Origin of the sequence: Streptomyces sp. 891-h (assembly GCF_022760275.1) — a bacterium.
In the GTDB taxonomy this organism is placed as follows: Bacteria; Actinomycetota; Actinomycetes; order Streptomycetales; family Streptomycetaceae; genus Streptomyces; species Streptomyces spirodelae.
This window is the reverse complement of sequence record NZ_CP050693.1, coordinates 3,497,656-3,509,288: the sequence shown is the minus strand read 5'-3', so window position 1 is coordinate 3,509,288 and position 11,633 is coordinate 3,497,656. Positions and strand designations below refer to the sequence as shown.

Sequence of the window (11,633 nt, the reverse complement as noted above, 5' to 3'; positions counted from 1 at the left end):
TCAAAATCCGTTCTGGTAGGCGCTGGACTGCGCGACGTTCTGAAAGGGCGCCCAGGCGCCAGGTCCGGGTTGGCGTGGCAGCGATACGACGTTGCCCGTCTGAGCGGAGGGTGGGCAGTGGGCCGGGAGGTCATCCCAGATGCGGAGTAGATAGCGGGCTGACTGAGGAGGGCGGGAGGTGTTCCAGCGCCTTGCTGCCATTTCGACCAGCCGCTTCGGTCCCCAGCGCTCCGAGAGAGCTGTTACCCGCTCCCATTCCGATTCGGTGAGCCGCCAGCCCACGAGCATTCCTGCACCGGTAACAGCTGAAACCAACTCTTTGGCGCCAGAAGGAACGTCCACCGATTCTGAATGTTTCACGGTTTCAACGTCAGGCTGTGGCGAGCTAGCTTGCTTTTGAGTGGTGATACTCCCTACGGGAGTATCACCAACACGCGTACGCGAGGAAGAAACTTCCAACTCTGCGTGAAGGAACTTCTCACTTGTAGCCGTCCGGGGGTGCTTCTTTGGAGTATCTTCTGAGAAGCTTGTTCCACCTTCCCCTTGCTTCGGGCGCAGGTCAGGATCGAAAGTGGGAACCTCTGTCCTCGTATTGGAGGTTCCTTCCGTGTTTCTTCCGAGCAAGATGAAGTAATTGTTCGGTTTCGAGCGTCCCCCTCCGCGCTGATGGCTGAGTTCACCGAGTGCTTCCAGTTGAGTTAGGCATTCTGTGATGGATCGTTGGGAAAGACGAGTGAGTTGAGATATCTCTTTAAGAGTCATGGTTGACTTCCCCTCCTCGTCGGCAACGCGTGCAATGGCGAGCATCACCAGGCGTGCTCCCCTGCACGATTCAGATTCCGACCACACCAGATCCGTAGCGGCTTCACCCATGGCCGTTTCCAGATATCTCGATGCGCCGGAAAGGATTCAATCCGAACGTGAAGTCGTCTTCCGGCACGTAACCCTGTTGCTGAGGTTCCGGCGTCAGGTAAAGAGTCCCGGTGGGGAGGTGAAAGTCGTGTGCGCGGCGCCAATCCACGAAAGAGGAGAAATGGTCGCGGACCAAGTGGGCAACCACGGCAGCGGAACTTTGCTCGATGTGGACGCGCCGGAAGTCCGATGAGAAGAGGTGCATGACGCCTCGGCTACGTGGATACACGCGAGCCAATTCCGCAGAGGGGGCAAAGATACGGATGGCATCGCTGAGATGCGGGCACGGCGAATCAGCCGTAGGGTATTGCGGCATGTGGGGACTCCTGGGAACACAACAGGAACTTGCGTGAAGAATGGGCCCGGCGTGGGGCGGCTTCAAGCCGCTGCGGTGCCAGAGATCGAATCCGAAGTCGGCGCCGAGCGTTTCCGATACCGCCGCGCCAGCTTGAGGAGGTATTCGCGCGATACGCCGAGTCCTCGGGCGACAGTGACGGGCCGCAGGTAGGGGGCGGCAACAAATCGAGCCACCACCTCTTCCCGCTCAGCCGCACTGAGGGTGCCAGTAGCGCCGCGCAGAGCACCTGAGACGGCCTCTTCATTTACGCGTTGCTGCCAGGCGGCACGCAACTCGGCACGCTCAGCGGCAAGGAGCCCTGCACGGATACTGAACTCGTCATCGTGGTGCAGCGAATCAACCAGACAACGGGCAGCCACTGCCACCGGACAGGAGGCGCAGAGGTTCAGCGGCTTATTCAGTGCTGAACCGATATTCTTCTTCACTTCCTGGGGGTCTCCATGCGGCCCGTCTCCGGGAGGAATGAAGACTTCGACATCCTGTCCAGCGCAACGGGCGTCCTCCGCCCAGTGCTTCCCAGGAGATTTTTCCGACTCTCGCAACAACGGCGACCAGTCGCCCTGAGTTGCAGCCTCAATGAGACTGGATATATCTGTGCTCATGTTATCTCGCGTTACTTGTGGTGCTCCCCGGGACTCCCGGCGGAACACAAGAGGAGAATCAGGAACGCTTACGTGACCTTCCAGAGGGCCGGATCGGCGCCTCTGCGGATTCGCTGGCCGTGGCGTACTTCGCGCCCGGCTGCACAAAGTGCATGTCGGAGATGGCGCGGATGTCTTCCTCGGTGAATTTCACAAGCTTCCCGAACTTCCGGTGCGGCAGCGAAGTAATGCGCTCACGCAACCACTTCTCGGGCAGATTGAGACGTTCCGCCGCTTCTGCGTACCCCAAGTGGATGGGGTCTGAGGGAATTCCGCTCGGTCGTGAATCCATGTTGCCGACGCGGGCGAGAAGGCCCATCAATGTGGAAAGCCCCTCCACCTCCGCTGGGCCCACGTCCGGGCGAACCTCCGCGGTTGCCGCCGTCATCGGATTTCCATCCCGTGAAGCGTAGCGGTGCGGAGGTCGAAGACATGACTGGTCTCGGCCCATCCGGCATGCGGAAACGAGCGGATGACCCACCGGGCAATCGCGAGTGCCTTGGCCCGTGTGACGGGAACGGGGCGGCCGTTCCCGTCTATCGCATCCAACCGCAGGTGCGGCCACGGGGTCTGGGGGCCTGTGAGGCGTACCCGGACCGTGGCGGCGTCCGGCAGCAGGGTCGACAGCCGCTCGGCCAAGTCCTCGGCCGTGCTCGCCAGCGTGCTGGCCTTTGGGTTGCAGCCCGTAGTAGTGGACATGCGAGACTCCTCTATTGGTACGCCGCTCCGTTTGTGCCGTGCGAAGGACACGGAGTGGCTCTGTGCGACCGCTCGCCTCTGCCAGGAGGTGAGCGGTCGTGTATTACAGGCCCGACGACTCCGCCCGTCGGTTCATGAGGGCAGAGAGCCTGCTAGGAATGAGGAACTGGCAAAATGGAGCGCTGAGGAAGCACAACGACCAGCCTCGATAGTCGAAGTTACATTGCGTGCCTCAACCTATCAAGGGGTCGGAGTGGAACATCCTCATTGTCCGTTTCGTAGGGTCATGCAGTAGCCGGAGTCGCTATGCCCACACGTCAGTTCGACGGCGCGCGTGTCCGCGCCGAGCGGCGGGCGGCCGACCTTACGCAGAGTGATGTAGCGGAGCGCATGGGTGTAGGGCGGGCCGCAGTCGCCAAATGGGAGACGGTCTCAAGGCCCCCGGATGCCCACAGGCTTCCGTTGCTCGCCAGGGTGCTGGGCAGACCGCTGGACGAGCTGTTCCCCAGGGAAGGGGAGCCAGATCTGGCCGACCTTCGATGTGATGCCGAATACCCCCAGAGTGAGACCGGGCGCATTATTGGGGCGCAAAGTCACATCCCGGTGTACAAGGCTGAGCGGGGTATCGCTCGGCTCGACGGCTCTTACGTGGAGCCGCTGGCGGCTGCCTACGGGGTGAGCGTTGCCGAACTGCTTGCCGCCCAGGAGCGTTCGTTCGGCATCTCCACCCCGCCGCCGTCCTTGGCGCGATCCGGCGGGCCAGTGGCAGTTCCCCGCACGGTGGCGGAGAAGGTGAACTACCTTCTGGAGAATGCCTATTTCGGGCAGACCCCTCCGACCGATGCGGAGATGGCTCAAGCCATCAACGAGCAGAACGCCGCAACCGTGGTCACTGCGGAGGACGTCCGCGCGCTCCGCACTGGTGCCGAAACCTCTGCTTCTCCCGCCGTGAGAGCCGGCCTGGCTCACGCCTTCCAGATCGATCCCGCCTTCTTCGCTGACGGTGCCGAAGTGCATCCTGCCGCGCGTGAGGTGATGGAGGGGATCCGCTTCTTGGGGTCGATCCAGCGCGGGCAGATCCTCGGCCTGGCGGCCCGGGGCAACAGCGCCGGCCTGTCACCCGAGATGATCGCCAAGGTCAATGAACTCGTAGCCGAACTCCAGGACAAGCTTCCTGACGCGCAGAGCGACGAGTGACACAGTCGCGATTGGATGACCAGCCCGATCAAGCGCACTCACCGCTGTCGGGTCGCGGATCCCAGTCGGCTGCCCCCCGCCGCCGCGCCAGTCGAAGAGTCGGTCGTCGTCCAGGGCGGCGCTCACTGGGTCGAGGCCGACGGCTTCGAGGTAGCTGAGCAAGTCGAAGACGTTGAAGGCTTTGCCGGGGATCTTCCCGTCCACGCGGACCCGTCGGCCCCCTCGACATTGGGCGGGTACATGATCACCTTCGCCATGCCTCCACCGTGCGCCGGGCCGGACCTGTCCGCATCCTGGGTTAGTGGCCGTACATCCGCCGGTGACCGTCGCGCCCGCCCGCTCCGCTCCTTCACCCTGTGCCACCGGCCGCTGGGCGTGGGAGATCAAGGTCGATGGTTCTCCGGACACTCTCGGGTGTCTCTTTCCTCGGGCCGCCCGCGCTTAGCTGACAGGGCGGATGTGTAGCTGGCGCGGGCTTCAGTCACAGTTCGGTGCTGCGGTGTTCGATGAGGAGGACATCGCGCCATCGGTCGTGGTGACGGCCGATGCGTTCGCGGGTGCCGATGACGCGGAATCCAGCGTGGCGGTGCAGCGCGAGGCTGGCGGTGTTCTCCGGGAAGATGCCAGACTGCACGGTCCAGATCCCAGCGGTCTCGGTGGAAGCAAGCAATGCGCGCAGCAGGGCCGTGCCGACGCCTTGACCGCGGGCGGCGGGGTGCACGTACACCGAGTGTTCAACGACGCCGGCATACGCGCAACGGTCGGACACAGGCACGGCCGCGACCCACCCCAGCACCTTGCCTGTGTCGTCGAGGGCGACCGAGCGGTGCGCGGACAGCTTGGCGGCGTCGAACTGCTCCCACGTCGGCGCCACGGTCTCGAATGTCGCGTTCCCCTCGTCGATGCCGAGTTGATAGATCGCGAGGACCTGCTCGGCGTGCTCGGCTCTCATGGGCACGATGCGCATGCCCTCGGACGTGCTCACGACTGGCCCGCGGGCGCGACCTCGCCGATCAGTCCCCGAATCCGCTGCTCGATCTCGTCGCGGATGGGGCGCACTGCCTCGACGCCCTGCCCGGCGGGGTCGGTCAACTGCCAGTCTAGGTACCGCTTTCCGGGGAAGACGGGGCAAGTGTCCCCGCAGCCCATCGTGATCACGACGTCAGACGCCTGCACGGCGTCGACGGTAAGCACCTTGGGCACCTCGGCCGAGACGTCGATTCCGACCTCGGCCATTGCCGCGACGACGGAAGGGTTCACCTCGTCGGCGGGGGTGGACCCTGCGGACCGGACTTGTACGCGGTCGCCCGCAAGGTGCGTGAGGAACGCGGCGGCCATCTGGGAGCGGCCGGCGTTGTGGACGCAGACGAACAGCACGGAGGGCGGGGCGGTGTCAGACATGGGCGGGGTCTTCCTCGGTCAGTGGCGCGGGGGCGGTGAAGAAGCGGCGGGCGTACAGCGCGACGTAGACGAGGCCGATCAGCACCGGCACCTCGATAAGGGGCCCAACCACGCCGGCGAGGGCCTGCCCGGACGTGGCACCGAACGTGGCGATGGCTACCGCGATGGCCAACTCGAAGTTGTTGCCCGCCGCGGTGAAGGCGAGCGTCGTCGCGCGCGAGTAGTTGAGGCCGACGGCGCGGCCGACCACCATCGAACCGGCCCACATGATCACGAAGTACACGAGCAGCGGCAGCGCGATACGGACGACGTCGAGCGGCTGCGAGGTGATCGCGTCGCCTTGCAGCGCGAAGAGAACAACGATCGTGAACAGCAGCCCGTACAGGGCGAACGGCCCGATGCGCGGGATCAGCTTCGCCTCGTACCAGGCGCGGCCCTTGACCTTCTCGCCGATCCGGCGCGTGAGGTATCCGGCGACGAGCGGGATTCCGAGGAAGATCAGCACGCTTCGGGCGATCTCCCACACCGACACGTCGAGGCCGGCCTGCTCCAGACCGAGCCACCCGGGCAGCACGGAGAGGTAGAACCAGCCGAGGGCCGAGAACGCGATCACCTGGAACACCGAGTTCAGCGCGACCAGGACGGCGGCGGCCTCGCGGTCGCCACAGGCCAAGTCGTTCCAGATGATCACCATGGCGATACAGCGCGCCAACCCCACGATGATCAAGCCCGTGCGGTACTCGGGCAGGTCCGGCAGGAACAGCCACGCCAACGCGAACATGAGCGCCGGCCCGACGATCCAGTTCAGCAGCAGCGAGGGCAGCAGCAGACGGCGGTCGCGAGTGACGGTGTCGAGCCGGTCGTAGCGCACCTTGGCGAGGACCGGGTACATCATCACGAGCAGGCCGAGCGCGATCGGCAGCGATACCCCGGTCACGGTGACCTCGGCGAGCGCGTCGCCGAGTCCGGGCACGACGCGGCCGAGACCGAGACCGACCGCCATCGCGGCGAGAATCCACACGGCGAGGTAGCGGTCGAGGAAGGAGAGGCGGCCGGCGACCGCCTGCTCGGGTGCGGCGCTCACGCGATCACCTCGGCGGGCGCAGGCAGGGGCTCGCCGACCGGGCGGGTCAGGATGCCGGCGAGGCGGTCGGTCACCTCGGGCAGCAGCCAGTAGTAGACCCACGTACCGCGCCGCTCGCAGTCGATGAGGCTGGCTTCCCGAAGCAGCTTGAGGTGATGCGAGATCGTCGGCTGCGACAGGTCGAAAGCGGGAGTCAGGTCGCAGACGCAGACCTCGCCGCCTGCGCGCGAGGCAATCATCGAGAGCAGGCGCAGGCGCACCGGGTCGCCCAGCGCCTTGAACACCTTCGCCAGTTCTACGGCCTGCCCCTCGTCGAGGGGTGTGGTCAGCAGTGCGGGGCAGCAGGCGCCGGTCTCGCCGGTCTGGCCGAGCGCCACGGGCTCTTGTTTCGACATACTTCTATGTTGACAGTCGTCGATACAAGATGCAACCTTGAATCGACGGACATCAATACAATCGATCGGAGCACCGCCATGTCTCGTGCACAGCTCGCCCTGCGCGTCAGCGACCTTGAAGCGTCGGTCACCTTCTACTCGAAGCTGTTCGGCACCGAACCGGCCAAGCGACGCGAGGGGTACGCCAACTTCGCCATTGCCGAGCCGCCGCTCAAGCTCGTGTTGATCGAGGGCGAGCCCGGACGGGAAACCCGCCTCGACCACCTCGGCGTAGAGGTGGAAGCAACCGAGCAGGTGACCGCCGCGACGAACCGGCTCAAGGACGCCGGACTTGCCACGTTCGAGGAGAACGACACCTCGTGCTGCTACGCCCTACAGGACAAGGTGTGGGTGCACGGCCCCGGTAAGGAGCCGTGGGAGGTCTACGTCGTCAAGGCCGACGCCGACGCCCTCGGCAAGAGCGCCGACCCCAACCTCACCGGCAACGGCTGCTGCACCAGTCAGGCCAGCGAGGCAACACCGGAAGCGGTCGGCTGCGCCTGCGGTAGCTGACTCGCGAACCTCGGCAACGACTTCGCGGTGTCTCATGAGACACCGCGAAGTCTGGAGAACACCGCTTCTCCTGGCTTCAGCCGGGCCACTCACACACCCGGGTCATCAGTGACGGAGCAGGCCAACCGCTCACAGGCCATTCGTTAGGAACTCTTCCTCTTCGGTCAGGGGCACCCCGAGCAAGTCCTCAAGCTGGGAGATCGTCTGCTGCGGTGCCTCCGCGTGGACCGTCGCGAAGCCGAGTTCGGCTGCTGGCGGGAGGTAATCAGCGGTGTCATCGACGAAGACGCACTGCTCGGCGGGAAGGTCCAGAAGTTTCAGTACGGCATTGAAAATCTCCGGGTCGGGCTTGCGCATCCCGTGATGCTCGGAGATCACCACGGCATCGTACAGAGTGTCGAGGCTGTACCCGTCGTAGAGATTCCAGGGCGTGAGCCCGACCGAGTTCGACAGGATGCCGACCTTGACCCCCGCACGGCGTGCTGCGGCAGCTGCGTTGATCATCAGTGGCTCGGGGCGCAGGTCGGCGAAGATCCTTCCCATCAGGTTCTCGGGGGTGACGCCGAGCCGTGCCGCTGCGGCCTCGTTCCACTGGTCTTGGGTGATCGCACCGCGCTCCAGCTCGTGGGTGAGCCGAGTTCCTTCTTCGTCCAGGTAGAGCGCTGTGATGCACGCGCCCTTGGCCAGCCCCTCGCGCTTCTCGAAGTCGAGCACAGCGGGCAGCAGCGACGTGGTGAGAACCCCGCCGAAGTCGAGGACGAGGCCGGTGTGATGGGACATGGGGAACTCCAACAGAGATGAGGCTCGGGGGCGAGCTGGGGAAGCACGCCCGGTTGCGGAGCCAGCGTGTGAAGGGCCGGGTTACTTGCGGATCAGGGACTGGACGAGGCGTGCGCTCGGTCGCGGGGTGCGATGTCGGTCGAAGAGGCCGAACGAGACGGTGTGCCCTTCGAGCCACTCGTAGTTGTCCACGCCGGTCCACAGGTGAACGCCGGTGATATCCATGCCGCGGGACATGGCGTCGTGGACCTGGCCGAGAGCGTCTTGGAGGTAGGCGGCCCGAGCGCGGTCGTCCTCCCCGCCGTAGCCGATCTCGGCGACGAGGAACCGCTTGCCGGGCAATTCCGAGTTCAGCCGGTCGAGGACCTCGCCGAGGCCCGGTGCCCAGGACACGTAGCCCTGCGGCCCCACCGGCTCGCCTTCCGGGTAGGGGAAGAGATCTCCCGAGGGGCCGACCGTCGGCGTGAAGTAGTAGCTGAAGCCGTACTGGTCGAAGGCGTTCTCGTAGCGCGGTGTCCTCGCCAGGTTCAGCCAGGAATCCCACACGACGGCGTCGACGAGGGCGGTGGCGGCAGCGGCATCGGCGCTGTCATCGGCCGGGTGCAGAGGAAGCAGGGCCTCGTTGGTGGAGGTGGGTTTGCCGTCTTGGCGCAGCCGCAGTGCGGCCTCGAAGTCTGCCTGGTGGATGGCCTGCAGGACAGTGAGGAACTCTTCCTGCGAGGTGTGGCCGGGAGGGAACGTGCCTGCGAGATATCCCTTCTGGGCGTATGCGGTGGGGTTGTTGACCGGCATCCAGCCGTCGGCGAGGTCGCCAAAGGTCTCGGCGATGAAGTCCACGTGCCGGGCCCAGGTAGCGCTGGCCCCGGGGGAAAGAAAGCCGCCCTCGGACGCGAACCAGGTCGGCAGAGCGGTGTGCAGAAGGCAGACCCACATGGCCAGGCCCGCATCGCGGCCGGCCTGGAGGATGTGCCGGTAGTGCTCGACCGCTTCCTGGTCGTGTCGCCCCGGCTGTGGCTCGATCCGTGCCCAGTCCAGGGACAGCCGGTGGTCGCTGAAACCCCAGCCCGCGAGCAGCGCGAAGTCCGACGCATAGAGGTTGTCGAAGCCGTTCCCGTCTCCGCTCCGGGGGGCCTTCCCGGCCTGCTCCCAAGCCCACCAGTTATCTGCCGATGTCGCCCCCTGACACTGGGTTGCTGAGCTGGCGGTTCCCCAGGAGAAGCCGCCGGGAAAACCGTTGGGAGCGGGGCTGGACGGGGCCATGGGAGTGATCTCCTGATCGGTGCTGACTGTTCTTGTGCTCAGGGGCGGAACGCTGTGTCGCGCCACCGCGGGCGTCATCCGGGAAAGGACCGCGAGTAGGTATGTACCGCGTGACGGATCTCGTATCGCTGTGTCACTCGGCGGCTGCCTGCCGACCGGTCGGCTTCGCGACGCTGAGCTGAGCGCGGAGCACTCGACGGGGGACGGAGCATCCGACGATGAGGCTCCGGGAACAGCGTGTCCGCCGCTGATCGGGGCCTACGGCATTGGCTCATACGACGAGTTCTTCCTCTGCTCGCGCGAGCACGCGCTTGGCCTGGGAGGTGGTGATCTTGGAGTAGGCGCCACGGACTCGTACCAGCCAGCTCGCTTCGGCGTCGGTGTCAATGAAGGGTTTGGTCTGGAGCGGCGCGGACGGGGACGGGCTTGGCTGCTTGTCGGCGACGGCCAGCACAGCGGCCTTGATCCAGTACGCCTCTGCCGCCGGCTGGGGGTCGGGGTGTGAGACGACAGCTTCCTCCGCAGCGATCAGCAGTTCGGCCGGGGCGAAGTAGCGCAGTTTGTCGGAGGCATCTGCGATGTCCTGGGTCCACCGGTCCAGTCGCACGTCGAAAGGGGTGTGCGAACGGGTGAATTCGCGTAGGCGGGGGCCAGGCGGGTACAGGCTGGTGCCAGGGAAGACTTCCATCAGGTCGCGCCAGAGCGGGTAGAGCAGGTACACGGTTCGCCAGGTCCTCCAGCGAGCCGCTGCCGCGGTGGTGGTCGGAATGCTCGCGCCGACCGCGACGATCAGGAACAAGGCGTTCATCCATATAGCCGTGGCGGTGACGGCGTCGTTCAGGACACCCGAATCCAACGGCGTGACGACTGCCACCGAGATCAGGGTCATGCGGGCCGCTACGTAGACCAAACCCATCCACATGGAGATGGCCATCAGCAACAGGCCGACACGCATGCTGGCGGTCTCTGCCCGCCGGGCTGCTCGTGTCCACTGATAGCCGCAGACCGCAGTGGTGACGAGCGGAAAGAAGTAGAAGACGTTCATGTAGATCGCGGCGCCCCATTCGCCTGCGTGGTCGGCGACGAAGTCCGCGCTCGGTGTCTTGCGGTCCACCACGGTGAAAAACAACGTGGTCAGCAGGAGTACACCGACTATGCCGGCCTTGTATGCCCAGCGTGCGATCCAGCGGGAGACCGCGACGTGTGTCGGCACTACAGGTGCCGAGGTCTTGCCGTAGCTGGTGGCTACGTAGGTGAGAGCAGCCAGAATGGCTGACGTGCTGGCGAAGTGTTTGAGCAGAGCATTGAGGTCGATGACCGGGATGTGCTCCACGGCGTGCATCACGCCACGTGTGCTGAGCCACAGGGCCGCGGCGAATCCCGCGTAGCCGCCCCACAGGGCTCGGCGGTGGGCGTCGCCGTATCGAACGGCCGGCACACGCCATACGGCGACGACGGTCATCACAGATGCGGCGAGGTACTCGATCGTGGCAAGCACGCAGGGATGCTCCTTGCAGAGTTACGTCTTGCCGCGGCGCGGCGGTGCAACGGGGTGGGACAGCGAGGATTCGAGGAGACTGACCATGTCGTCGCCGACGTCGAGCTGTTGGCGGGCGGACTGCTTGACGGTCCGCTTGATCAGCGAAGCCGATAGCTCTGCCTGCTGTTCCTCGGGGCTGTCGTAGTTGACCCGCCCCTGCACCGGGGCGGTGGGAAAGTTCCTCAGCAGCCCCTGCCGGATGTGTTCGGGCACCAACCGTTGAATCTCGGCCTGCGACAGCGTGGTCCCGTGGTCCAGCCACTCGTGGGCAAGCTCGTGGAGGATGATGTGTTCGGTCTGATTCCGGCTCGCTCGCTGCCGGTACAGCACAAAGGTGACATTGGGCCCCTTAACCCGAAGCCCGCACGCCGTACCCAGGCCCGCCCCGTGATCCCCGAGCGGTACGAGCTGAATCCGGCGACCCAGTACGCCCTCCATGTTGCGCACCAGCGCCTCGACGCTGAATCGTTCCGGCAGCGGGAGACCGACGAGCAGCTTCTCGCACTCCTTCAGAAGGGCGCGTCGTGAGCGGCTACGGCGACGGAGCACCTTCAGGAGGGGCGACCTCGACCCTGCCGGAGGGCCGCTGCTTCGCCTCCACATAGGTCTCCCCTCTTACTCATGCCCCATTGCTGCGCCCATCGGCGCGGAGGCCAGTCGTGCCGGACGCGTACCGGCCCTTACCCGAGCGGGGTCGGCAAGGAGGCACCGCCTACGGGCGCACAAGGGCGCGACTCCGCTCGCCGGCATCCCCAGAGGAACCGCCCCCGGGGCGCAATGGCCCGAGCGCCGCGTGGCATTCCCGTGGAACCCC

The 11,633-nt window shown here is 65.5% G+C and carries 16 protein-coding genes; 2 read left to right on the top strand and 14 right to left on the bottom strand.

What is annotated here, in order from left to right; genetic code table 11:
* From HC362_RS15140 to HC362_RS15120, 5 genes are all read right to left on the bottom strand, one after another.
* On the bottom strand, positions 1 to 810 hold the full coding sequence (locus HC362_RS15140) for a hypothetical protein (protein ID WP_243084490.1): 810 nt from the start codon (positions 808 to 810) through the stop codon (positions 1 to 3).
* Positions 811 to 865: 55 nt separating this feature from the next.
* Positions 866 to 1,228 carry a hypothetical protein gene (locus HC362_RS15135; RefSeq protein ID WP_243084489.1) on the bottom strand — a complete coding sequence of 121 codons (363 nt, stop codon included), beginning with the start codon at positions 1,226 to 1,228 and terminating at the stop codon, positions 866 to 868.
* Between the two features lie 62 nt (positions 1,229 to 1,290).
* The gene (locus HC362_RS15130; RefSeq protein ID WP_243084488.1) at positions 1,291 to 1,872 is read right to left on the bottom strand and encodes a WhiB family transcriptional regulator; all 582 of its coding nucleotides are present in this window, start codon (positions 1,870 to 1,872) and stop codon (positions 1,291 to 1,293) included.
* A gap of 58 nt (positions 1,873 to 1,930) precedes the next feature.
* On the bottom strand, positions 1,931 to 2,299 hold the full coding sequence (locus HC362_RS15125) for a helix-turn-helix domain-containing protein (protein ID WP_243084487.1): 369 nt from the start codon (positions 2,297 to 2,299) through the stop codon (positions 1,931 to 1,933).
* Entirely contained in the window at positions 2,296 to 2,610 is a 315-nt protein-coding gene (locus HC362_RS15120; protein WP_243084486.1) for a transcriptional regulator, read from the bottom strand. Before HC362_RS15120 ends, HC362_RS15125 begins: the two co-directional genes overlap by 4 nt.
* Before the next feature lie 306 nt (positions 2,611 to 2,916).
* Here HC362_RS15120 and HC362_RS15115 point away from each other — a divergent pair, with 306 nt between their 5' ends.
* Complete coding sequence (locus HC362_RS15115; protein ID WP_243084485.1) at positions 2,917 to 3,807, top strand: helix-turn-helix transcriptional regulator; 891 nt, start codon at positions 2,917 to 2,919, stop codon at positions 3,805 to 3,807.
* Here HC362_RS15115 and HC362_RS15110 read toward each other — a convergent pair.
* From HC362_RS15110 to HC362_RS15090, 5 genes are all read right to left on the bottom strand, one after another.
* Positions 3,727 to 4,011: a hypothetical protein gene (locus HC362_RS15110; RefSeq protein ID WP_243084484.1), complete on the bottom strand. Its 285-nt coding sequence runs from the start codon at positions 4,009 to 4,011 to the stop codon at positions 3,727 to 3,729. The genes HC362_RS15115 and HC362_RS15110 overlap by 81 nt on opposite strands.
* 277 nt (positions 4,012 to 4,288) lie before the next feature.
* A complete protein-coding gene (locus HC362_RS15105; protein ID WP_243084483.1) occupies positions 4,289 to 4,774 on the bottom strand; it encodes a GNAT family N-acetyltransferase in 486 nt (161 codons plus the stop codon).
* Between the two features lie 14 nt (positions 4,775 to 4,788).
* Entirely contained in the window at positions 4,789 to 5,208 is a 420-nt protein-coding gene (locus tag HC362_RS15100) for an arsenate reductase ArsC (RefSeq protein WP_243084482.1), read from the bottom strand.
* Complete coding sequence (arsB, locus tag HC362_RS15095; RefSeq protein WP_279240102.1) at positions 5,201 to 6,292, bottom strand: ACR3 family arsenite efflux transporter; 1,092 nt, start codon at positions 6,290 to 6,292, stop codon at positions 5,201 to 5,203. The genes HC362_RS15100 and arsB overlap by 8 nt, the downstream gene beginning before the upstream one ends.
* Positions 6,289 to 6,687: a metalloregulator ArsR/SmtB family transcription factor gene (locus HC362_RS15090; RefSeq protein WP_243084481.1), complete on the bottom strand. Its 399-nt coding sequence runs from the start codon at positions 6,685 to 6,687 to the stop codon at positions 6,289 to 6,291. Before HC362_RS15090 ends, arsB begins: the two co-directional genes overlap by 4 nt.
* Positions 6,688 to 6,765: 78 nt before the next feature.
* On the opposite strand from HC362_RS15090, the gene HC362_RS15085 reads away from it, so the two are divergent.
* Positions 6,766 to 7,239, top strand: coding sequence for an ArsI/CadI family heavy metal resistance metalloenzyme (locus HC362_RS15085; RefSeq protein WP_243084480.1), 474 nt, complete (start codon positions 6,766 to 6,768; stop codon positions 7,237 to 7,239).
* A 129-nt stretch (positions 7,240 to 7,368) separates the two neighbouring features.
* On the opposite strand, the gene HC362_RS15080 is transcribed toward HC362_RS15085, so the two are convergent.
* The 4 genes from HC362_RS15080 to HC362_RS15065 all read right to left on the bottom strand — a co-directional run bounded on the left by HC362_RS15080 (position 7,369) and on the right by HC362_RS15065 (position 11,368).
* A complete protein-coding gene (locus tag HC362_RS15080; RefSeq protein WP_243088609.1) occupies positions 7,369 to 8,019 on the bottom strand; it encodes an HAD-IA family hydrolase in 651 nt (216 codons plus the stop codon).
* Between the two features lie 81 nt (positions 8,020 to 8,100).
* On the bottom strand, positions 8,101 to 9,279 hold the full coding sequence (locus tag HC362_RS15075) for a family 1 glycosylhydrolase (RefSeq protein ID WP_243084478.1): 1,179 nt from the start codon (positions 9,277 to 9,279) through the stop codon (positions 8,101 to 8,103).
* 271 nt (positions 9,280 to 9,550) lie between these two features.
* Positions 9,551 to 10,777 (bottom strand): MAB_1171c family putative transporter, encoded by a 1,227-nt coding sequence (locus HC362_RS15070; RefSeq protein WP_243084477.1) that lies wholly within the window; start codon positions 10,775 to 10,777, stop codon positions 9,551 to 9,553.
* A gap of 21 nt (positions 10,778 to 10,798) precedes the next feature.
* On the bottom strand, positions 10,799 to 11,368 hold the full coding sequence (locus tag HC362_RS15065) for a hypothetical protein (protein WP_243084475.1): 570 nt from the start codon (positions 11,366 to 11,368) through the stop codon (positions 10,799 to 10,801).
* Positions 11,369 to 11,633 lie beyond the last annotated feature (265 nt).

Excerpts from the sequence above, each read along its gene's own strand:
- HC362_RS15080 (WP_243088609.1), bottom strand. The coding sequence starts at position 8,019 with ATGTCCCATCACACCGGCCTCGTCCTCGACTTCGGCGGGGTTCTCACC.
- HC362_RS15085 (WP_243084480.1), top strand. The coding sequence starts at position 6,766 with ATGTCTCGTGCACAGCTCGCCCTGCGCGTCAGCGACCTTGAAGCGTCG.
- HC362_RS15090 (WP_243084481.1), bottom strand. The coding sequence starts at position 6,687 with ATGTCGAAACAAGAGCCCGTGGCGCTCGGCCAGACCGGCGAGACCGGC.
- HC362_RS15075 (WP_243084478.1), bottom strand. The coding sequence starts at position 9,279 with ATGGCCCCGTCCAGCCCCGCTCCCAACGGTTTTCCCGGCGGCTTCTCC.
- HC362_RS15135 (WP_243084489.1), bottom strand. The coding sequence starts at position 1,228 with ATGCCGCAATACCCTACGGCTGATTCGCCGTGCCCGCATCTCAGCGAT.
- HC362_RS15125 (WP_243084487.1), bottom strand. The coding sequence starts at position 2,299 with ATGACGGCGGCAACCGCGGAGGTTCGCCCGGACGTGGGCCCAGCGGAG.
- HC362_RS15130 (WP_243084488.1), bottom strand. The coding sequence starts at position 1,872 with ATGAGCACAGATATATCCAGTCTCATTGAGGCTGCAACTCAGGGCGAC.
- HC362_RS15120 (WP_243084486.1), bottom strand. The coding sequence starts at position 2,610 with ATGTCCACTACTACGGGCTGCAACCCAAAGGCCAGCACGCTGGCGAGC.
- HC362_RS15115 (WP_243084485.1), top strand. The coding sequence starts at position 2,917 with ATGCCCACACGTCAGTTCGACGGCGCGCGTGTCCGCGCCGAGCGGCGG.
- HC362_RS15105 (WP_243084483.1), bottom strand. The coding sequence starts at position 4,774 with ATGCGCATCGTGCCCATGAGAGCCGAGCACGCCGAGCAGGTCCTCGCG.
- HC362_RS15100 (WP_243084482.1), bottom strand. The coding sequence starts at position 5,208 with ATGTCTGACACCGCCCCGCCCTCCGTGCTGTTCGTCTGCGTCCACAAC.